General features: G+C 60.4%; 21 protein-coding genes and 1 tRNA gene. 11 read left to right on the top strand and 11 right to left on the bottom strand.

What is annotated here, in order from left to right; translation table 11 throughout:
* Positions 1 to 80: 80 nt before the first annotated feature.
* The 4 genes from JQ611_RS16720 to metG form a co-directional block, all read right to left on the bottom strand.
* On the bottom strand, positions 81 to 1,079 hold the full coding sequence (locus JQ611_RS16720; protein ID WP_212264635.1) for a L,D-transpeptidase: 999 nt from the start codon (positions 1,077 to 1,079) through the stop codon (positions 81 to 83).
* Positions 1,080 to 1,153: 74 nt separating this feature from the next.
* On the bottom strand, positions 1,154 to 1,960 hold the full coding sequence (locus tag JQ611_RS16715; protein WP_212466035.1) for an MBL fold metallo-hydrolase: 807 nt from the start codon (positions 1,958 to 1,960) through the stop codon (positions 1,154 to 1,156).
* The gene (locus tag JQ611_RS16710; protein WP_212466034.1) at positions 1,957 to 2,748 is read right to left on the bottom strand and encodes a TatD family hydrolase; all 792 of its coding nucleotides are present in this window, start codon (positions 2,746 to 2,748) and stop codon (positions 1,957 to 1,959) included. Before JQ611_RS16710 ends, JQ611_RS16715 begins: the two co-directional genes overlap by 4 nt.
* A gap of 14 nt (positions 2,749 to 2,762) precedes the next feature.
* Positions 2,763 to 4,319: a methionine--tRNA ligase gene (gene metG, locus JQ611_RS16705; RefSeq protein WP_312012022.1), complete on the bottom strand. Its 1,557-nt coding sequence runs from the start codon at positions 4,317 to 4,319 to the stop codon at positions 2,763 to 2,765.
* On the opposite strand from metG, the gene JQ611_RS42720 reads away from it, so the two are divergent.
* Positions 4,303 to 4,722: a hypothetical protein gene (locus JQ611_RS42720; protein ID WP_312012021.1), complete on the top strand. Its 420-nt coding sequence runs from the start codon at positions 4,303 to 4,305 to the stop codon at positions 4,720 to 4,722. The genes metG and JQ611_RS42720 overlap by 17 nt on opposite strands.
* A gap of 55 nt (positions 4,723 to 4,777) precedes the next feature.
* Here the strand turns inward: JQ611_RS42720 and JQ611_RS16700 are convergent, their stop codons facing one another.
* From JQ611_RS16700 to JQ611_RS16690, 3 genes are read right to left on the bottom strand one after another with little or no spacing between them, the layout of a single operon-like run.
* Positions 4,778 to 5,818 carry a DNA polymerase III subunit delta' gene (locus tag JQ611_RS16700; RefSeq protein ID WP_212466032.1) on the bottom strand — a complete coding sequence of 347 codons (1,041 nt, stop codon included), beginning with the start codon at positions 5,816 to 5,818 and terminating at the stop codon, positions 4,778 to 4,780.
* The gene (gene tmk / locus JQ611_RS16695; RefSeq protein WP_212264627.1) at positions 5,815 to 6,501 is read right to left on the bottom strand and encodes a dTMP kinase; all 687 of its coding nucleotides are present in this window, start codon (positions 6,499 to 6,501) and stop codon (positions 5,815 to 5,817) included. The genes JQ611_RS16700 and tmk overlap by 4 nt, the downstream gene beginning before the upstream one ends.
* 2 nt (positions 6,502 to 6,503) lie before the next feature.
* Positions 6,504 to 7,766: a D-alanyl-D-alanine carboxypeptidase family protein gene (locus JQ611_RS16690; protein WP_212466031.1), complete on the bottom strand. Its 1,263-nt coding sequence runs from the start codon at positions 7,764 to 7,766 to the stop codon at positions 6,504 to 6,506.
* Between the two features lie 167 nt (positions 7,767 to 7,933).
* On the opposite strand from JQ611_RS16690, the gene JQ611_RS16685 reads away from it, so the two are divergent.
* Positions 7,934 to 8,875 (top strand): alpha/beta fold hydrolase, encoded by a 942-nt coding sequence (locus JQ611_RS16685; protein WP_212264624.1) that lies wholly within the window; start codon positions 7,934 to 7,936, stop codon positions 8,873 to 8,875.
* Here JQ611_RS16685 and JQ611_RS16680 read toward each other — a convergent pair.
* Complete coding sequence (locus tag JQ611_RS16680) at positions 8,869 to 9,795, bottom strand: septal ring lytic transglycosylase RlpA family protein (RefSeq protein WP_212264622.1); 927 nt, start codon at positions 9,793 to 9,795, stop codon at positions 8,869 to 8,871. The two genes, JQ611_RS16685 and JQ611_RS16680, sit on opposite strands and share 7 nt — an antisense overlap.
* A gap of 1,150 nt (positions 9,796 to 10,945) precedes the next feature.
* Here JQ611_RS16680 and JQ611_RS16675 point away from each other — a divergent pair.
* Both JQ611_RS16675 and JQ611_RS16670 read left to right on the top strand, forming a co-directional pair.
* On the top strand, positions 10,946 to 11,560 hold the full coding sequence (locus tag JQ611_RS16675) for a hypothetical protein (RefSeq protein ID WP_212466030.1): 615 nt from the start codon (positions 10,946 to 10,948) through the stop codon (positions 11,558 to 11,560).
* A 748-nt stretch (positions 11,561 to 12,308) separates the two neighbouring features.
* The gene (locus JQ611_RS16670) at positions 12,309 to 13,733 is read left to right on the top strand and encodes an outer membrane protein (RefSeq protein ID WP_212466029.1); all 1,425 of its coding nucleotides are present in this window, start codon (positions 12,309 to 12,311) and stop codon (positions 13,731 to 13,733) included.
* A 361-nt stretch (positions 13,734 to 14,094) separates the two neighbouring features.
* On the opposite strand, the gene JQ611_RS16665 is transcribed toward JQ611_RS16670, so the two are convergent.
* A complete protein-coding gene (locus JQ611_RS16665) occupies positions 14,095 to 14,244 on the bottom strand; it encodes a DUF5989 family protein (protein ID WP_212264617.1) in 150 nt (49 codons plus the stop codon).
* Positions 14,245 to 14,369: 125 nt separating this feature from the next.
* Positions 14,370 to 15,086, bottom strand: a complete 717-nt coding sequence (locus JQ611_RS16660; RefSeq protein WP_212466028.1) for a sugar nucleotide-binding protein — start codon at positions 15,084 to 15,086, stop codon at positions 14,370 to 14,372.
* 113 nt (positions 15,087 to 15,199) lie between these two features.
* Here JQ611_RS16660 and JQ611_RS16655 point away from each other — a divergent pair, with 113 nt between their 5' ends.
* Entirely contained in the window at positions 15,200 to 15,451 is a 252-nt protein-coding gene (locus tag JQ611_RS16655) for a hypothetical protein (RefSeq protein ID WP_212264614.1), read from the top strand.
* Between the two features lie 495 nt (positions 15,452 to 15,946).
* Here the strand turns inward: JQ611_RS16655 and JQ611_RS16650 are convergent, their stop codons facing one another.
* Complete coding sequence (locus tag JQ611_RS16650; protein WP_212466027.1) at positions 15,947 to 16,366, bottom strand: recombinase family protein; 420 nt, start codon at positions 16,364 to 16,366, stop codon at positions 15,947 to 15,949.
* Positions 16,367 to 16,472: 106 nt separating this feature from the next.
* On the opposite strand from JQ611_RS16650, the gene JQ611_RS42470 reads away from it, so the two are divergent.
* The 6 genes from JQ611_RS42470 to JQ611_RS16625 all read left to right on the top strand — a co-directional run bounded on the left by JQ611_RS42470 (position 16,473) and on the right by JQ611_RS16625 (position 20,725).
* Positions 16,473 to 16,607 (top strand): hypothetical protein, encoded by a 135-nt coding sequence (locus JQ611_RS42470; protein WP_283816757.1) that lies wholly within the window; start codon positions 16,473 to 16,475, stop codon positions 16,605 to 16,607.
* Between the two features lie 84 nt (positions 16,608 to 16,691).
* Positions 16,692 to 16,781 (top strand) — tRNA-Ser (locus JQ611_RS16645).
* Positions 16,782 to 16,940: 159 nt separating this feature from the next.
* Positions 16,941 to 18,152, top strand: coding sequence for a phage integrase central domain-containing protein (locus tag JQ611_RS16640; RefSeq protein ID WP_212466026.1), 1,212 nt, complete (start codon positions 16,941 to 16,943; stop codon positions 18,150 to 18,152).
* A gap of 221 nt (positions 18,153 to 18,373) precedes the next feature.
* Complete coding sequence (locus JQ611_RS16635) at positions 18,374 to 18,646, top strand: helix-turn-helix domain-containing protein (protein ID WP_212466025.1); 273 nt, start codon at positions 18,374 to 18,376, stop codon at positions 18,644 to 18,646.
* 1,070 nt (positions 18,647 to 19,716) lie between these two features.
* Positions 19,717 to 20,079 carry a hypothetical protein gene (locus JQ611_RS16630; protein ID WP_212466024.1) on the top strand — a complete coding sequence of 121 codons (363 nt, stop codon included), beginning with the start codon at positions 19,717 to 19,719 and terminating at the stop codon, positions 20,077 to 20,079.
* A 112-nt stretch (positions 20,080 to 20,191) separates the two neighbouring features.
* Positions 20,192 to 20,725: a hypothetical protein gene (locus JQ611_RS16625; RefSeq protein ID WP_212466023.1), complete on the top strand. Its 534-nt coding sequence runs from the start codon at positions 20,192 to 20,194 to the stop codon at positions 20,723 to 20,725.
* Positions 20,726 to 20,808 lie beyond the last annotated feature (83 nt).

The raw sequence follows: 20,808 nt of genomic DNA, 5'->3' as shown, positions 1-20,808 counted from the left end.
CCTGCAGAGGCTGGCGCAGCACTTCATAATCCTGTTGGTGATGACAAGAAGCGGCGCGGCTTGAAGCGTGCGCGGACGATCTAGCTCTTTCCGCTCGCCGGCGGCTGCTCGACGAACACGACCGGCGTTCCCTTTTTGATGCTCCTGCCCAACAAGCCGGCATCCCAATTGGTCAGCCGAACGCAACCGTTGGATTCAGACTTGCTGACCGTCGAAGGGTTGGACGTGCCGTGGATGCCGTATCCTTCGGCCGACAACCCGATCCAATAGGATCCCGCCGGATTATTCGGGCCGGGTTTGATGGTGAACACCTCTTTTGATTTAACGCCCTTGAATTTGTAGTCGGGATTATAGCGATAATTCGGGTTGGCATCGACGGACACCACCTTGAGCGTGCCGCTGGGTGTCGGCTTTTCCTTACTCCCCACTGTCGCTGGAAAAAACCCGACAAGCTCACCGGACGAGGTGAAGACCTTTACCGTCTGACCTGATTTGTCCACCTCGATGCGGTCACCTTTCAATTTGGCGTCCTTGCCAGGCACGGCCGCGACCAGAACGATTTCACTAACCTGGTCGAACTTCTTCTTGGGGTTGAGAGCTTCCAGCAGCCCTTCACTCATGTGAAATTTCTCGGCGATGGCTTCGCGCGGGCTGGTGTAGCCGAGAGCTTTGAGGTGCCGCATATCTTCCATCCTGGCGGGCAGCTTTTCCAGGAAGGGTCCCTTGATGTCGCCGCTGGAAATCTTGTACTCGATAACGACAGCGTCCGAGCTCGTCCCCGCAAGCGCTTTCCATACCTCTGGCGTCAGCGCCTGAGCAGGCTTCAAGCCTTTCGCCTCGGCGAAGGCCTTTAACGCCTTCTGCGCGTTTTCGCCGAGCTTGCCGTCGATTTCTCCCGGAGAAAACCGCGCGCGATCCAGCAGGACTTGGGCCTTAATGACGAGAGGATCGACTTTCCTTTCTGCCGGAGGTTTTGCAGATTCAAATTCTGCATTGTTGATCGACGCGGCGTCCAGTCCGGCCGCCGGCAATACCAGAGAGACCCACAGAACCGGTGCGGCCAACAAGCGGCGGATCATCTCGGCTCTCCTGAAAGCGGAACTCCGGTGATAATCAGTTCGTGCCGACGAAGTTCCGCCGGGCTGCCGGAGCCTCAGCCGGTCCGCTCCAGCGTTAGCCGCATCCCGTCAAAAGCCGGGATCACGTCAGCCGGCAGGCTCTGGCGCAGCACCTCGTAATCGAGGTCGGAATGCATGTTGGTGATGACGGCGCGGCGCGGCTTGAAGCGCCCGATCCAGGACAGCGCGTCGTTGATGCTGAAATGGCTGGGATGCCCGGCATAGCGCAGCCCGTCGATGATCCAGAGCTCGAGGTTTTCGAGCAATGGCCAGCTCTCCTCGGGAATGTCGTGGACGTCGGGTGTGTAGGCGGCATCCCCAATGCGAAATCCCAGCGCGGGAATCTTGCCGTGGTGAACCAGGAAGGCGGAAAGCTCCACCGGGCCGCCCTTCCCTTGCGTGGTGTGGCTCTCGCCAGCTTCGATGGAATGACGCGTCAGGATTGGCGGGTAATCGCTACCCTCGGGCGAGATGAAGCAATAGGAGAACCGCGCCATGATGTCTTTCGCGGTCGACTGATTGAAGTAGACGGGAATGCGGCGGCGCTGGTGCAGCACGACCGAGCGCAGATCGTCGATGCCGTGGGTCTGGTCGGCGTGCTCATGCGTCAGGAACACCGCGTCGATATGGTCGACATTGGCGTCGATCAATTGCTCGCGCAGGTCGGGCGAAGTGTCGATCACGATCCGCGTGGTGCCGTGGGCGCCCGTGCGCTCAACCAGCAGCGAACAACGGCGGCGACGATTCCTGGGGTTGTCGGGATCGCAGGCACCCCAACCGAGCGCCGGACGCGGCACGCCGGCGGAGGAACCACAGCCGAGGATTGTCAGCGTCAGCGTCATGCGGCCGCTTTCGGCGCGGGTACCTTGGAGAACAGGCGAAAGAAGTTTTCGGTGGTCTGCCGCGAGATCTCCTCGAGCGAAACCCCGCGCGCCTCCGCCAGCACCTTGGCCACCTCGACCACGTAGGATGGTTCGTTGCGTTTGCCACGGAATTTGCCGGGCGCCAGATACGGCGCGTCGGTTTCGACCATGATGCGATCGGCCGGCAGGTCGGCGGCGAGTTCGCGCAAGGCTTCTGATTTCTTGAACGTCAGGATGCCCGTGAACGAGATCGAAAGTCCCAGCGCGATCGCCTGCATCGCCAGTTCGCGTCCGCCAGTGTAGCAATGCAGCACGGCACGAAACGGTCCCTTGGCCATTTCCTCCTCGAGGATGCGACCGCAACCTTCATCGGCGTCGCGGGTGTGAATGACCAGCGGCAGGCCGGTTGCGCGCGCGGCGGCAATGTGGGCGCGAAAGCCGCGCTCCTGCGCCTCCGGCGAGCCGTCGTCGTAGAAATTATCCAGCCCCGCCTCACCCAGTGCGACCACCTTCGGGTGCTTCGTCAGCTCGATCAGCTCGGCTGCCGGAATGCCGTCTTCCTCATCGGCGTGATGCGGGTGGGTGCCGACCGAGCAATAGACGTTCGGAAACCGCTCGGCGATTTGCAGCAAGCCGCCAAGCCGCCTCACCCGCGTCGAAATAGTGACGATGCGGCCGATTCCGGCGCTCTCGGCGCGCGCAACGATGCCGTCGAGATCCTCGGCGAAATCGGGAAAGTCGAGATGACAGTGGCTGTCGACGAGCATGGCGTTCGAACCGATCAATCTGCCTTTGGTTCGACGTAGCGCGGAAACACCCCGACCGGCGCCGGCAACGCGGTGCCGGCGGCGATCCGCGTGGAAAGCGCTGCAAAATTGCGCGACTTGATGTCCGTTGGGATGCCGAGGCTGTCGAGCAGCTTGCCGGAGGATTCCGGCATCACCGGCTGTGCCAGGATGGCGATCTGGCGCACGACTTCCGCGGTCACGTACAACACGGTCTTCTGCCGCGCCGGATCGGTCTTCGCCAGCGCCCACGGCGCCTCGCCCGCGAAATAGCGGTTGGCTTCCGCCACCACGGCCCACACCGCGCTCAGCCATTGATGGATCTGCTGCGTCGCCATCGCCGTGCGCGACGCCTCCAGCATGGCATCGGCCTGCGCCAGGATCGCCTTGTCGTTGTCGCTGAACTCGCCGGGCTCCGGCAGGATGCCGCCGAGTTGCTTTGCGATCATCGACAGCGAACGCTGCGCCAGATTGCCGAGATCGTTGGCAAGGTCCGCATTCGTCCGAGTGACGATGGCCTCGTGGTTGTAACTGCCGTCCTGACCGAACGACACTTCACGCATAAAGAAATAGCGCACCTGATCGACGCCGTATTGCGCCGCCATCGCGAAGGGATCGACGACGTTGCCGACAGACTTCGACATCTTCTCGCCGCGGTTGAGCAGGAAGCCGTGGCTGAAGACCCGTTGGGGAATCTCGACGCCAGCCGACATCAGGAAAGCGGGCCAGTATACGGCGTGGAAGCGCACGATATCCTTGCCGGTGACATGCAGACTGGCCGGCCAGTAACGCTGGAAGTCGGCGCCATCAACATCCGGATAGCCGGCGGCCGTGATATAATTCGTCAACGCATCCAACCAGACGTACATGACATGCGACGGGGAGCCCGGCACCTTGATGCCCCAGTCGAACGTCGTCCGCGAGACCGACAGGTCCTGCAAACCACCTCTGACAAAACTCGCGACTTCGTTCAGCCGCTCGCGGGGGAGCACGAAGTCGGGAACGCGCGCATAGAGGTCGAGCAGCTTGTCCTGATAGGCCGACAGGCGGAAGAAATAAGTCTCCTCCTCGGTCCACTCGACCGGCGAGCCTAGCGGCTCGCGGCGAACACCGTCGGCGTCAACGGTGGTTTCCGTTTCGTCGAAATAGGCTTCCTGACGCACCGAATACCAGCCGGCATATTTGCCGAGATAGATGTCGCCGTTGTTCTCGATCGCGCGCCAGAGTGCCTGGCAAGCCCGTTCGTGGCGCGGCTCGGTGGTGCGGATGTAATCGTCATATGAGATGTTGAGCGCGGTCATCATGTCGCGGAAGCGCGCAGAGTTGCGATCCGCAAGAGCGAGCGGCGTGAGGCCCTCCGCAACCGCGGTTTGCTGCATCTTGAGCCCGTGCTCGTCGGTTCCCGTCAGAAAGCGGACATCGAACCCGTCGAGCCGCTGAAAGCGGGCGATCGCGTCGGTGACCATCGCGGTGTAGGCATGGCCGATGTGCGGTATGCCGTTCGGATAGAAGATCGGCGTCGTGACGAAGTAACTGTTGCGTGGCGTCGCCACCGCTGGCGTTGCGGCAACGGGTGCCTCCGGGCGCGGCGTGGCGGCCTTCGGGCGCTTCGGTGCGGATGGCTTCTTTTCGGCTGACGAGGTCCTGCCGACGGCACTCGGCGTTTTGGGGGCTGCAACGGATTTCTTCGCCGCCGGTTTCTTCGCTGGTTTCTTCGAAAGTATCTTCGAAGACTTCTTGGTGGTCTTCTTCGCAACCGACTTCTTTACGGCTTTCTTCACCGTCTTCTTCACTGCCTTCTTGGCAGCCTTCTTCGGCGCCTTGCGCGTTTTTTTCACGACGCGTTTTTTGGCGCCGGCCTTTTTGGTGGCGCGCGCAGGCGAAGACTTGCGGGCCTTGGCCTTTTTCTTTTTGGAGGTCTTCTTGTTAGCCTTCGCCACCACGAATTTCCTTTAAGCGTTCAAATCAGATTGTCCGGATTAATATCGAACGGAGAGTCACCGCCGGAGAGTCACCGCGTGGCTTCCGCGAGCATCCCGAACACCGAGAAAACCAGCGGTTTTCGTTCCAGATTGTACGATTCCGTATCGCGCGCGGCGCGGATGATCTTTTCCCATACCTCCGCCAGCCGTGCAAGGCGCGGCAGGTTGGCGTTGGCGTCACCAGCGCGCAGCTTTTCGCCGATCCAGCGATCGATGCCGTCGACGAAGGCCGCAAGGGCCACGCGGTCGCTGCCGCCCAGAGCGTCACCCAGCGCATGCAATTCGCGCGGGTCAACATGCGGCAGGGTCGCCAGCAGCGCCGCGGTCCGTTGTTGCAGCTTGAGCGCATCGCCGCCGAGCAGCGTGACCGCGCGCGAGACGCTCCCCTCCGCCGCCTCTGCGGCTTCCGCGAGCGCTGGATCATCGGCCATCATGTTCGCAGCCTGTGCGGCTGCGCGGATGACGCCTTCGGTCGCCAGCGGCCGCAACGGCAATTTGCGGCAACGGGACAGGATGGTCGGCAGCGCCCGCGCCGGCGAATGACTGACGAGCAGGAACAGTGATCGCTGCGGCGGCTCTTCGAGAATCTTGAGCAGCGCATTCGCCGCGTTGGGATTGAGCTCGTCGACGGTATCGACGATGCAGACCCGCCAGCCGTCGACTGCCGCGGTCGAGCCGAAGAACGAGATCGTCTCGCGCGTCTCGTCGACCGTAATGACGGTGCGCATCACGCCGCGGTCGTTCAGGCTGCGCTCCAGCACCAGCAGCCCGCCATGGGCGCCATTGGTAACCTGCCGCGCAACGGGATCGGTGGGATCAACAGCCAGCGTGTCCGCGCGTTGCACCACTGGCGACAGCGGGTTGGGATGCGTCAGCACGAACCGCGCCATGCGATACGCCAGCGTCGCCTTGCCGATGCCCTGCGCGCCGCCGATCAGCCAGGCATGCGGAATGCGGCCACTGCGGTAGGCGTTGAGCAGCGCGGTCTCGGCATCGCGATGCCCGAACAGATCAGGCGTTTCGCGGGGATGCCGGACCGTGGTTTCCTGCTCGACCTTGCGGGCGCTCATGCGGAACTCGCCGTCGAGGAAATAGCGAACAGGTGATCGCGCAAGGCCTTCCAGACGTGGGTGGCGACTGTGTCGGTATCGGCATTGGCATCGATCAGCGCGCAGCGCTGCGGGTCTTCGGCGGCGATCTGCTGGTAAGCGTCGCGCAGATCCTGATGGAACTTGACGTCCTCCGCCTCGAAACGGTCGGGAGCGCCGGTGCCGCGGCGGACGGCGGCGCGCTTCAGTCCGACTTCAACGGGGATATCGAGGATGATGGTCAGGTCCGGCTTGAGGTCGCCGATGGTGACCCGCTGCATGGCGTTGAGCACGGCGGGCGAGACCTGTCCCAGCCGCCCCTGATAGGCACGCGTCGAATCCGAAAACCGGTCGCACAGCACCCAGATCCCCTGGCTGAGCGCGGGCTGAATCACCGTGCGCACATGGTCGTCGCGGGCGGCGGCGAACAGCAGCGTTTCCGCCTCCGGCCCCAGCAATTTGCCCATGCCCGACAGCACGAGATGACGGATGATTTCGGCGCCCGGCGAGCCGCCGGGCTCGCGGGTGACGATCGCGCGCAGTTTTGCCGTTGCAAGCCGATCGGCAAGTTTCTTGATCTGCGTGGACTTTCCGGAGCCCTCGCCGCCTTCGAACGAAATGAACTTTCCGCGTCCCGAAGGCCGGCTAACCGTTGCTTCGGCCATAATCAGAGCTTCTCTGCGCTCGCGCGGAACATGCCGATGACAAGCTCGCTGGCGCCGTCGATCGCCCGGCGCATCGTCGAACCGGTCGCGACCGCCTCCGCAGCATAGACCGGCGCCTCCATCGCGACATTGCCGCCGCGCCAGACCCGCACCACTCCGACCGGCTGGCCCTCGGCGACCGGCGCCCGCACCGGGCCGTTATAGACCAGGCGCGCGATCAGTTTTTCGCTACCGTTCTTCGGCACCATCACCTTGATCGGCTCGCGGCTCGCCAGCTTGACCGATCGGCTTTCTCCGCCGAACACCTTGGCGTATCCGACCTGTTGATTGGCCGCGAACAGCGTCCGCGCCTCGAAATTGCGGAACCCCCATTCCAGCATTTTCTTGGCTTCCGACGCGCGATCGTCGGGGTCTTCAAGCCCGTTGATCACGACAATCAGCCGGATGTCGTTCTGGACGGCGGAGCCGACCATCCCGTAGCCGCCGTCCTTGGTGTAACCGGTCTTCAGCCCGTCGGCACCGTTAAGCGAGTTCAACAGCGGATTGCGGTTCTGTTGCCGGATCTTGTTCCAGATGAATTCCCTCTCCGCGAACAGCTTGTACATGTCCGGATAGGTCAGGATGATATGACGCGAGAGGTTGGCCAGTTCCCGCACCGTCATCTTGTTGGCGGGATCGGGCAGCCCGTTTGAATTGCCGAAGGTCGACCTGGTCATGCCGAGCTCGCGCGCCCGCTTGGTCAAGAATTCGGCGGCAAAGATCTTTTCGTTTCCGGCCATCCCCTCGGCGAGCGCGATGCAGGAGTCGTTGCCGCTCTGGATGATCGCGCCCTTCAGGAGATCGTCGACCGAAACCTTGCTGTTGAGGATGGCAAACATGGTCGAGCCGCCCGCCGGCGCGCCGCCTTTGCGCCAGGCGTTTTCGCTGATGCGGTATTCGTCGGTCAATTTGACCTTGCCGGTCTTGACGGCGTTGAACACCACCTCGGCCGTCATCAGCTTCATCATGCTCGACGGCGCCCGCAACTCGTCGGCATTCTTCTCGAACAGCACGCTGCCGCTGGTGCCTTCGATCAGGATCGCGGTCGGCGCGTCGCCGTCAAAGCCACCCTCCGCTTCCTTCTTGGCGCCCTGCACGCTGTTGTTGGCGGCGTAGACGATCCCGCCCCATCCGACGGCCAGTGCCAGCGTGGTCGCGATCAGGCCCCGCCACGGACGTGCGGCCGCGGCGTCAGATTTGCGGGAAACGGGTCTGTCGGCAGCCATTGGCGATGTCCTGAATCCCGGCGTTCTAACAGTTGGAAGTATCGCAAACAACACAGGTTTTTGGACTTGTGGATCAGCCGATCCAATTGCGGCGCCGACCGAACGACCGTATCCTTCCCAAGCGCTGCAATTTCCCGACAAGATACGAAAAACAGGGCGGAAACGCGATGCCATCCTCACGCACCATTTCCGCAAGCGGGATCGAGTTGTTTGTGCTCGAGCAAGGTCAGGGTCCGCTGGTGCTGCTCTGTCACGGCTGGCCGGAACTGTCCTATTCGTGGCGGCACCAGATCCCTGCGATCGCGGCAGCCGGATTCCATGTCGTGGCGCCGGACATGCGCGGCTTTGGCCGCAGCAGCGCGCCCGCCGAAATCGGGGCTTACAGCATCTTCGACAATGTCGGCGACATGGTCGCGCTGGTGTCGGCGCTGGGCGAAAAGCAGGCCGTCATTGTCGGCCATGATTGGGGCGCGCCGGTTGCATGGCACGCGGCGATGTTCCGCCCGGACGTCTTTACGAAAGTCGCGGGCCTCAGCGTACCGCCCCCATTCCGCGGCCGCGGCCGGCCGCTGGACAGCCTGCGCGACGGTGGAATCACCAATTTCTATTGGCAATACTTTCAGACCCCCGGCGTTGCCGAGGCCGAGTTCGAGCGGGATGTCGCCTTGACCATGCGCCTGGTGCTTGGGCGCGGGGTGTCCGACCCGGCCGCGCTCTACATCACCGAGGGTAAGGGCTTTCTCGGCAACATCAGCCCCGTCGTGAAGCTGCCGGATTGGCTTGATGAGGCCGACATCGCCTATTTTGCCAAGGTCTATCGCGAATCCGGCTTCCGCGGCGGACTGAACTGGTACCGCAATCTCGACCGCAACTGGGAACTGACCGCCCCCTGGCAGGGCGCCCAGATCCATCAGCCGTCATTGTTCGTCGCGGGGTCGAAAGATTCCGTTATCACCGGCCTGATCGGCGCCAAGCGCGTCACGGAACTGGAGCGGGTGCTGCCCAACCTGCGGCAAAAGCTGATCATCGACGGCGCCGGTCACTGGATTCAGCAGGAACGGCCCGATGAGGTCAACGCCGCTTTGATAGCCTTCCTGAAGAATCAGTAGAGCCCGCGCCCGCTCAGAACCTCGCTCGGGCCCCGCGGATCGATCGGCAGATAGGCCGAGCGCGGCGTGGCCGCATAGCCCGCCTCGTTTTCGTAAGACACCGCACGTGGATTTTCCAACGCCCGGCCGCGCGAGCGGTTGGAGGCCGATATTTCCGAGGTGGCATTGATCGAGGCGTAGTCGGCCGAGCTGTTGCCGAGGCTATAGGGCCGCCCTTCCGGCATCGGAACTTCGCCCCGGATCCGCCCCGCGGAGGACGGCATCTCGGGAACGAACGGCCGGGCGGAAGCCACCCGCACCGTGGATGGTGATGGCGCCGGAACGCCGGTCCGCAAGGTCGCCATCAGCTGGCGGTCGTCGGAACCCTCCAAGGGGGCCCGCCCGACATATTCAACACGTACCTTGGCGACACCATTGCTTTTGAAATCAAGGAGTTCGGCCGCCTTGTTCGAGACGTCGATGAGGCGGTTGCCATGGTATGGGCCGCGGTCATTGACGCGGACGACCAGCGATTTGCCGTTACGCAAATTGGTGACGCGGGCGTAGCTGGGGATCGGCAGCGTTGGATGGGCTGCGGTCAGCGAGAGCATGTCGAATACTTCGCCATTGGCGGTCAGCCGGCCATGGAAATCGTCGCCATACCAGGAGGCCATGCCTTCCGCACGATAGTCGGGGTCTTCCTCGGGCACGTAGACCCGGCCGGCCACGGTGTAGGGCTTGCCGATCCGGTAGGTGCCGCCGCCCTTCGGCACGGGTTCACCCATCGCCACCACCCGGGGGCTTGAGGAAACGCCGTATTTGGGATCGACGCGGCTCGCGAACTTGCCCGACGAGGCGCAATTGGCAAGCAGGAGACAGGCGGCCACGGCAGCAGCACCACGCGCCACCCGGACCATCGATTTCGACCGTCGAATCCCCATTTGCCCCAAATACCATTCTCGCGGCCGCATGCCTACGTAGAGGCTGCATGGCCTGATTCCTTGATACGGCCCACCTCCGCACCAAGTCGTAAAGATATCGCAACCCGAACACGGCGGAAATGCGGTGCGCGCCGCCGTGGTGAATCAATGGTTGCTATCCACCGTCGCCTCGGGATTGCCTCGGTCCCCCGGCGATTTACGGGCTTCATTGTGACGATCGCCCATAGACCATCCCTGCCCTGTCCCGCTTTCAGACAATCTGTTGCAGCAAATCATCACTCGGCCCGGACTTTCGTTTTGGCCACGGAATCTTTTTGACTGTGCAACGGCGCAGTCGTTCTGTGCGTGCAGGGGCGCAAAGGATTTGTGCGATGATTGAGACGGTTACAGCGATTATGGGCCTGGTGAGCGCGGCGATTTTCCTGGCTCATGCATTCGAAGGCTATCGATCCCGGGCCTGAGTTTCAGGCCCTGCTTGAGGCTGAGCCCCAAGCAGAAAGACGCATCACCTCTTTCGAGGCGGGAGATTCGGAAAGCTTTAATCAATTCGGACGAGCATCCAGAGTGGCAGGTGTATCATGCGCAACCACGATTTGGTCTCTAACGGATTCCTCGCACTGACCACGGCCAGCCTGGTGCTGCTGTGCTCAAGCTTGCTGGCTTTCGCGCTCGGCTAGACCGCAAGCCTTCCGCATTGCTGGGCGGGATGGCACCGTCACCGCGCGAATCGACGCTTTCCCCGGCGGCACGCCCCTAGCAAAATGGTAGCAAGCCCGTTCACCACTTGTTCGTAGGCGGTGACTTCCTTAAGCCGATTCCGAAATTTTTAATAAATGCGGACCAGCCTCCAGTTAGCGGCAGGAGGTGTACCATGAGTAATCATGACTTCGTGTCTGACGGGTTCCTTGCGCTAATGGTCACCGCCCTTGTGCTGTTGTGCTCAGGTTGGCTCGTTCTCGCCTTCAGCTAGTCCTGGGAGGGGGGCCTCGTCCCACCTCTGGACGTAGGGCGTCGCGCCGGGCGATTGAAAAAGGCCACCTGAGGCCAATCGGCCGAGGGCTTGCGTGGTCCTTCCGGTGGATTTCCCTGCGAGTTAGGCAGCGTGCGGCGCACAACGGGGAGTACCGGGCCTGAAGGCGAAAGGAATAAAATGAGTGACTCGCTTTTCTGCGAGCGGAAAAAGTTGGGAATTGCGGTTTACGGGCTCGTTAATGCGGGACTATTCGCACTGAGCGCGTCGGTCGCAGCCGCTGCCGAGATAAAGTCCCTTAATCTCAAAGACGATCACGTCGAAATTTCCATCTCCGGCAATATTTTGCCTGGCGATGCTGACTTACTGCAAGCGCGCATCAAAGCGGCGAATGACGCGGGTAAACTGGTGACCTTGCTGCGGTTGCACTCTGATGGCGGCAACTTGCGAGAAGGTGTCCTGCTGGCAGCCGTGGTCAAGTCTGCAAAAATCTCAACGAATGTAGGGCGGGACGCAACTTGCGCATCGGCGTGCTTTCTCATTTTTGCGGCCGGGGAAACAAAAACCGCAAACCATCGCGCCCGCATCGGAGTGCATGGCGCCGCCGATAAAGGGACCGAGTCTCGTTCTGCAACACAGTCGATGGCTAGCGTTGCAAAAGAATTGGGAGTTTCCTCGTCAATCATTCGCCGCATGTTAATCACGCCATCCAGCGAAATGGTCTGGCTTAGTCTCGCAGATCTTCAATCGATGGAAACGAATGTCACTCGCGGCGGCGACGGGCCAGAGCGATAATGAGCCAGGTGACTATAGAGTACCAGTCGGTCGCGCCTAGTGCCAAAGAGCCCGTAAATACCAGGGTTTTCACAGCCGAGTTGATTCTCTGGTCCTGTCTCGTTCCACTCCGTCCCAAGCAGTTGGTTTGCAAAAGTGTTAGCAAACCTCACACCTTCTGGAACGGCCGCTGTATCGGGAGCCGGGGATTTGGAGTTACCCAAGGGGCGTCATCGACCGGACCACGGGTAATATGAGAGTGTTGTGCTCCCGGCTTCAAGGGACGCGACACATGTCCAAATTCGACCCGCCGAGACTTCCTTTTAAGCGCCCACGTTTCGATTGGCTGTTCTGGGCATCCGTTGTCGGGTCAACGGGTTTGCTTGCGCTGTTCATAGGCGCACTCGGCACATAGGCGGGGTCGCCCGTCAGAATCATCGGCACACCGGCGCTCCTCGGGAACGATAACGCGGCATCCGAATTTGCGCCGACGAAGAAGCCCCGCCATTCTCGGCGGGCAAGTGGGAAAAAAACGCGGGGCATTGTTACCGCAAGTCGCTTGACCCTTTCGAACTAGTTCGGAGTACCCCCGGGGCTGGCGGTGATCAGGGTCGGTGACGGACAGTAGGCCCGCCTGCGCGCAGACGAGTGATTCACCCAACGATCGTCACAGTAATATTGATTCCCGCTCAGGTGTTGCAGCGCGATCACACATGCGTCCGCCCGATTTGATAGAGTGAATCGGGTCATCGATTAAGGGATGCTGGGAATGAATCGTCTGCTGCTTGGTTTGGTGATCGCGGTCGCCACGGTTGCATCAGCTCAAGCGGCGGATCTCGCGGCAAGGCCGGTAAAGGCTCCGATCGCCGCGTCGGTCTACAGCTGGACCGGTTTCTATGTTGGCGGCAATTTCGGATATGGAGTCGGGCATAATCCCAGCGAACCGTTCTTCGGCGCACCTCCGACCGACAGGGTAACACTCGCCCCGCGCGGTGTGCTCGGTGGCCTACAGATCGGATATAATTGGCAGGTAGGCAATTGGGTGCTCGGCGCCGAAGCCGACTGGCAGTGGACGGACCAACGGGATTCGTATTGCTTTAACTGCATCAGTTTCCCTCCTGGCGTTATTGGTCGTGGTGTCGCCCAGGAGATGCCGTGGTTCGGAACCGTGCGCGGGCGGTTGGGATATGCGGCCGGACCGGCCCTGTTCTACGCCACCGGCGGCGCGGCTTATGGGGAAATCCGACAGACCCTGGATTGCTGCTTCGGAGCGCCGTCGGCGACCGCAACCAATAGCAAGACGGGATGGACCGCCGGCGGCGGCATCGAGGCCGTACTGGCCGGCAACTGGACTGCCAAGGTCGAATATCTCTACGTCGATCTCGGCAGTGTTTCGAACACGCAGATCATCCCTCTCGCCTTCGGCGGTGGTACGCAAGTCGCCACCAGCGACGTGCGCAACCATGTCGGACGCGTCGGCGTGAACTATAGATTTGGCGCCCCGCCGGCCCCGGCAGCTGCGCCTATGTTCGCCAAAGCTCCCGTTCTGCTCGCCTACAATTGGACCGGCGCTTACGTCGGCGGCAATGTCGGCTATGGCGTCGCCCGCAATGCAGCGGTCCAGACCTTTGTACTGCCCAATGATCAGCTCACCATCGCGCCCGACGGCGTCGTCGGTGGCGCGCAGGTTGGCTACAATTGGCAGGTCAGCAATGTCGTGCTGGGTCTGGAAGGCGACTTTCAGTGGAGCGGCCAGAAGGACACGATCTGCAGACTATGCCAGCCGACGCTGGGTACCCTGACGCAGAATTTCACCCAGGAGCTGTCGTGGCTCGCAACGGCGCGCGGACGGCTGGGCTATGCCGCCGGACCCGCGCTGTTCTACATCACAGGCGGTGCTGCGTTCGGTGAGATCAAGACCACCATCAACCAGCAGGTTCCACCCCTGAACCAGACCACGCACTTCAGCGACACCAAGACCGGCTGGACAATCGGCGGCGGCATCGAGGCCGCGCTCGGCGGCAACTGGAGTGCCAAGGCCGAGTATCTCTACGTCGATCTCGGCAGCGCCACCTACGCGGTAACCCAACCTGGATTCGGACCGCTCACGCTGGTCACAGACGTGCGCGATCACGTCGGACGCGTCGGTGTAAACTACAAGTTCGGCAGCGGTCCGGTCGTCGCCAAGTATTGAGACGGCGAGCGAGCGGCGTTGGCAGCAACTCTCGCCCGGTCGATCATCGGAAACCAGGAATCGATGGCCGATCCTTTCGTTCAAGCCAACGCCGCTGCTGCGCGCTGCATATTGGCCGGCATGTCGCCTGTCACCGCGCTCTGCTCGTTTACGGCAGCCGCGGTACTCGTCACGTATTCATTGACTGTCCAATAGCCGCTTTGATCGTACCCAGGGCCGCAGCACCCAGGCGCGCAGCCTGGGCGTCTGCCGCCCCGATTTGGGAATCCTACCCTGCCCTCAGCCTCTGGCGGGCCGCAGAGTCCAATGAAAAACTTGTCTAAGGCCGCTTGTGAAAATCCCAAGGATACAGATGCGCCATCTAGAAGAGAGTATAAATAAAAGGCGCGATCGCGGAGCCTTTCGTCAGCACCACAAGTCCGCCAAGCACGACCATCATGATCAGGATCGGCAACAGCCAAAACTTCTTTCGGAACCGCATAAATCGCCAAAGCTCAGCTACGAATTCCATGTTTCGTCCTTCAGAACATTCTTTCATCGTCTCGGCCGCAAGGGTGCTGCCGGCTTCGCTTTCTGGGGATCAAAATTGAGAGGCAGGCAACTACGGATTCCATAGACATCATCAGAGTTTGTCGATCACAGCGCATCAGGAACAATAATACCATATCGCTTTGTGATTAAGGAACTGCCGAGCGTGGTGTTGCCTGGGGTTGCGCCTCTGGGCAGGCCGCTTTCGAGCGCGCTAACCGCCTCTACCAGTCGCGGATCGACGCCGTTCTTCTTTGCGAGAAAGCGCGCGGTCTCAACGTAAGTGACATCTCGTGGCCCGGTGAGCTGGGCGATGACCGACAAGCGTTCCTCCATCATTCGAGCGCTCGATATCGCCACCAGATCTACCGGTGTGGGTGCCATTGTCAGGTCGCTGAAGGCACGAATCGCACGTCCACGCGCTAACTCCTGCGTCCATGTGGACAGCAGCGCCATTCCGGGCGAAACCACCTTGGCAAGACGAAGTACTCCGATTGGTGCACCGTCGGCCATGCGCTTATGCAGCAAACTTTCTGTTTCAGCCTTCTGTCGACCATATTCGCTGACAGGCGACATCGGTGCGTCTGCGGCGACATGGGGAGTATCGCCGTCGAAAACCTGATTGGTAGACAAGAACAGGGTGTAGATGCGCCGCGCCACCAGCAGGTCGATCAGAGCCATCGTCCGCTTGACGTTGATGAGAGATGAACCCGCCCGATCGGCTTCACAGGCAGCGAGTCGAGCGACCGCGACGAAAATACAGGCGCATCGTACCCCTTCAGGTATCGCGAAACTCTCAATTGGGGAGTTGAAATCGAGCTGCACCTGATGAGACGAAGTCAGAGCCCGTCTGCGTGCTGAGAGCGCCTAGCCAAATCTCGGTGAGCAGAGAGCCTGTCGGCTTCGGTGAGCTTTCTTGGTCAAGCCGGAGCAGCACGTTGCGGCTGCGGCTTGAGAGCCCCGTCACCGGCCGGCTTCACGCGCAATTCATCATACGCATTTTTGGAGCTCCGCAGTTCCGCGAGATTATTCAATCATCTCACATTGATCTTGACCACAAGAAGGAAGCGAACGTTGACATCAACTTCCCTCAATCGACGGACAAGATCGCCCGCAGGGCCATCGAAACTTGGCTGAGCTGGGAAGGCACGGACGATTTCCGTCTTAGAGACTTGCCGTCGATTTGCTAGACCGGCGTTTTCATACAGCGAGCTGAGCATCGTAGGCCCTATCTAGGGGCGACGAGCGTGGTTTGCTTTTGCGGAATTGGGCGGTGTCGCTTAACGTGAGATCGCAGTTTTTGGATGGGCCGGTCGATGCAGAAGTGTAGTAACGAGAGACATCAGGAAGCCGCTGAGAACGTAGAACGAAAACACCGCTTGCCAAGCTATCCACGGCGCGCCCCAGGCGAGCAGATGGCCCTGTACGACAAGGAGCGCCAACACGAACCGATAGACATCAAGCATGTTTAGCCAGTTTCGAATTCAGGGCCGAAGCGACCCAGCTCATTAACATATTTTCGAAAGGCGAGACGCTCACAGCTTGGTCCAGAAAAATTCTCCGGATTCTTTTTGGAGGTTTTTACGTGGATGAGCGTGAAACGGATGAGAATAAAAACGCCCGACCTCGGTGGAAGGTCCCCGGTGGGGGTGGTCCCTCTCCTGCATTGAGCCGCCCGGCGGCCGTCAGGCCGCGACGGGCTGCAGACGCTTCTTGATCTTCGCGATCGTCGCGCGGCTGCATCTGGTGGCGCGCTGGATCATACTCCAGGACTGCCCGGCGGTGATCATGGCGCCGATGTCTTCGTTGCGCTTGGTGTCCTCCAGCCTGCCCTTGTCGGCCTTCGCCTTGGCTTGACCCTGCGCCTGTCGGCGGCGGCGATCATCGTAGTCCTTGCGGGCGCAAGCGCCGAGCATGTCGAGCAGAATCGCGTTGACGGCCTCGAACATGCGGCTGGTGAATTCGTCGGCGCTCGTCGTCGCCATCGTCCATGACGTCGGCAGGTCGAGCGCCATAACGCGCACGTGCCGTGACGTCAGTTCGACCTTGAGGGGTTGCCAGTCGGCCGAGGTGAGGCGCGACAACCGGTCGACCTGTTCGGTCAAAGGTTGCCCGCCGCACCGGGGTAATCGGTTTCGCTAGCACCCGCTTCCACGACTTGCGGGCATCGATACCACCGCCCTCCTCGACGCTGGCATCCCGGTCCACACCGTGGCGCTGCGCATCGGCGACGATCCGGCGGTTGTCCTCCGGAGCTACGCCAAGCGCAAACGGAGCAAGGCGGCCCACGCCAATCTGGCGGATGCCATCGGGAAGTTTGCGGCCGGTTTCCTCGATCGGCGCTGAGATTGGCCCCAAATTGGCCCAGAAAGACTTGTTCACAGACCGTTCTTGATCTCCTGCCCCCTAAGTGCTTGATACCGCAGCAACGGAAGGGTGGCCGAGTGGTTTAAGGCACCGGTCTTGAAAACCGGCGTGCCTGCAAGGGTACCGTGGGTTCGAATCCCACCCCTTCCGCCACTACACTGTTCTCCCATGTTCGCCGCCGTCCGGAAGACTCAATAAAAACAGCGTGTTAGTGCGCCAGGTGTATTTACTAGTTCACCGGCGTTCGCCAAGATCGGCACGATGTTCGTAGTTTTTTCCGTGAGTTTGGCGGACGAATTTTAGGAGAGAACATTGGCTGGAAAGCTCAAACCTCTTGATGTCGACCGTCTTGTTGCACCTGGAAAATATTCGGACGGAGACGGTCTCTATCTCGTCATTGCCGGACCCAAATCCAAGAATTGGTCCTTTCGCTACTGGATCCGCGGCAAGGAACGCTGGCACGGCCTGGGCTCGTTCAACGACGTTTCCTTACGTGAAGCTCGGGTCAAGCGTGATGCGGCGCGCCAACAAGTGCGCTCCGGCGTAGATATCGTTCAAGCGAAGCGGTCAGCCCGCGAGGAGGCGAAGACTTTAGCGGGGGTGGCCGCGGCGCCCACGTTCCAGGAATGTGCCGATCGGTTCATCGAAGAAAATTGGACAAATTGGAGCAAGAAGCACAGCGCCCAGTGGCCCTCCTCGCTCAAAAGCTATGCCTACCCCGCGATCGGCCACCTAAAGATCGGTGAGATCAAGCCGAGCCATATCTTTGAGCTGCTCCAACCGATCTGGGTCGAAAAAGCTGAAACTGCAAATCGGGTTCGTGGCCGCATCGAGACCGTGATTGCGAAAAACGTCGACCTTGACGACACTGAATTTAGAAATCCCGCGGAATTGACCAAGCAGTTGCGGGAAAAGCTTCCAAAACGTCCGAAGCGAACTCAGCGGCATCATCCCGCCTTACCTTATGTGGAAGCCCAACAGTTCTGGAAGGAGTTGACCGGTGCTGCTGGGACGGCCGCCGTAGCGCTTCAGTTTCTGATCCTTACTGTCGGTCGCACCAATGAAGTGCTGGGAGCTCGTTGGTCAGAGATTGACGTCACGCAGACCGTCTGGCGGATACCCGGCGAACGCATGAAAATGGGCGAATATCACAGCGTGCCTCTTTCGGACGCTGCCCTGGCCGTTCTCGGTCAGATGCGCGATGGAACCCAAAGCGATCTGATCTTTTCGAATGATGTTGGTGAACCGTTCTCGGATATGGCGATGCTCGCCGTTCTGAAACGCATGAATTACGGGCACGTCACAGTTCATGGGTTTAGAGCAACGTTTGCGACATGGGCTGAGGAATGTACGGATTATCCCGATGGCGTCCGCGAAGCGGCTCTAGCTCACAAGTACAAGAACGAGACGACGGCTGCCTATCAGAGGGGCGAGAAACTTGAAAAGCGCCGCGCGCTAATGAATGACTGGAGCAGCTATTTGGTCACCGCAGAAGCGCGCACTGCTGCACAAAGTGCTGCCTGATTGAATGCCTGTGTACGCCTCCTTTCATATGCGACCGCACTGTGATATCTTTCTCCGGTTAGGTGGGACCGCGGGCCGCGGTCGTCGCATCTAACCCACGCATCCTGTTTTCTCGCGCCGAGAAAAAGGTGGAGCAATCCACGGCGGTCATTGACCGGTGAGGTTTGCTTTGCCGAAAGGCGCAGAGCTGGCCATGAACCGGAGATCGATGCCGCCTCTGCATGGAGGCGAGAGTGTCTATTTCAGGTGGAACGTCGGAAGCATCAGCTCCAAATCGTGAGAATTCTGAACCAGCTCAATCGTTAGCTAGCAAGCTTCGTGCTCGAAGCATTGATCAGTTTTGCCAATGCTTCGGCATCGGACGAACAACGGCGTACGAACAGATCAAATTGGGTCGGCTGCGTGCTCGGAAGGTCGGCAAGCGGACCATTATCGCTGATGACGACGCGGAAGAATGGCTCCGGAATTTACCGCAGGTGGAGACGAAGCGATGAGCACCGCCTCCACTACCGACAAACACGTATCGACGGCGGCCCGATCACGGCACGAGCAAACTGAACTTAGAATAGTGGTCAGCCCAGCCTTCGATCAAAGCGGACGTCGCCGGCACGAAAAGTTCGAAGCTAGGCTATCGGGGGATAGTCAAGTTCTATGCGTGTCTCGGCAGCCCTTGCTGGACGCCGCTCGTGCTCTGCTGAAGCATCGAATGGAACCGTCAACCGTGCTGGCCATGGTCCACGCCGGCAACCCATCAGTGGTGGCCATCAAATCCCCAATTGGCGTCGCAGCGGCTCGTGACGTGATGGGGACGCGCTTCGTCCACCGGAAAACCTGTCCAGTGCCTATGCCAGCCTCGGTGGCGCGTTCGAGGGAGACCGGTGTCTCTGATCTACCTGAGCCAGAATTTCGGACTGTAGGAGCCTCAGATAAACGTCGAGGCGGTCGAAGCCCAGCGACCTCGGGAAGACCAATAGCTCACAGCAACACCTCCGGCGGGTACGCCCGCTGCAAGGTCGCGCTGACCTAACGGCCGCGGTGGTCTGGTGCAAGCGCGCTCTGATGATGGTGCACGGAGGACCCTCCACCATCAACGCTCTACACAAGACCAACGCGAGAATAGTGACGGGTCGAGATCGGCCATGATCCCGTTGCCGGTGAGACGAGGGTTTGCCCAGTTTGCCGTTGATGAATGACCCCAAGGCGCCGCACCTCAAAGCGGCAGCGTGCCAGCGCTACACCGGCGAGACCGGATCGGAATTAAACAGGTATCCCGTGACCCATAGGGACCTGACCCATACGGTACCGCGCAACCCGCGGAACGGTCGAGGGCATCGGACACCGCCAGCGGTTTGACCCCCGTTCGGAATCCGATGTGAGAGCGCCGAAAAAAGCTCTCGGAGCCGTCACGAGGACAACGTGGCGGGCCAGTGATGGCGAAGGGAAACGAGTATCCGGTCTGTCTGAAGCAGACTCCGCTTGGTCAGCGGCTACGGGAGGGGGCCATAGCCCCAGACCGTGGGGAGAAAGGGTGAAACTTTGAGCAAATTAAGGAATGGAGATGAAAATGAGTCATAAAACGCTAAATCGCAGAATGCCCAATCCTTACGAATGGCGTCTTATCAACGAGCGAGACATAGTTGAGCTAGCCGGGCGCATCATGGCGGATCCGCGCGTCTCAGCCAATGCGGCTCTCGCTGCAATTGCTATCCTCCAGCACGTTGATCCTGACACCGGATGGGCGATTGTGAGTGACAAAGCCCTGTGTCTCCAAACAGCATCCAAAACCGACAGTCGCAGAATGGAATTTGCACGAGAACGGCTTCGGCGTACGAAATGGCTGGTGTGGACGGCCATCGACGGTAATGGAGAAGAGTCCAAGTTCGCTTACGTGTTTCCGAGTCTAGGTCGCCTCCAACGATTGCAGTGACAAATTCTGCTCGCGAGATCTCGCTCCAACACTCTGGCACGTGTGCGCTAGACGTTATGCTGCGGATAATTTTGTGATAAGGATTGATGCTAATCACGTTCGAGCGCGCGCCATGCCTGCACTAGTAAAGTCGAAACACGAGATTGTCGCTCAAGCTTTGGCCGCTGGTAAAAGTCAGGCGGATGCCTACCGGGCCGGCGGCTACATCTACAAAGCAGCCAATGCGCATCGGCTCTGCAGAAGCGTCACGATTGAGGCTCGCGTCCAAGAAATCATCGACGAGCGGGCTAAGAGCGACGTTAAGGCAAGAGAAATAGGAGTCCAGCGCGCCGGCCTTACCGAAGAGTGGGTAATCGTGCGGCTCAAGCACGTGATTGATCTGTCGATCCGTGGCCTGCCCATCTACGATCGCGGAGGCAATCCTACCGGTTTGTTCAAATCCAACTTAGAGGCAGCTATCAACGGGCTGAGGACGGCGGCACAGATTTTAGGACTGCTGGTCCAAAAACGCGAAGTCGGCAACCCTGGGTCATTCGCACGAATGACAGATGCGGAACTGACTGACGCATTGCTGGTTCAGTGCAAAGCTATCGGCCTGTCTGACGGGACGCTGGAAGAGATTCGAGCATCGGTCATTGCCTGTTAGGCCGAGACAAAAAAGAACGAGGGTTACCGTAGACGGATGCACCATCCTCCAACCTCGTGAGCATTCTCCCGGCGTGGCACATT

It is taken from the genome of Bradyrhizobium sp. AUGA SZCCT0182, assembly GCF_018130185.1.
GTDB lineage: Bacteria > Pseudomonadota > Alphaproteobacteria > Rhizobiales > Xanthobacteraceae > Bradyrhizobium.
Note: the sequence above shows the minus strand (reverse complement) of the source record. Positions and strands in the feature narration are given on the sequence as shown.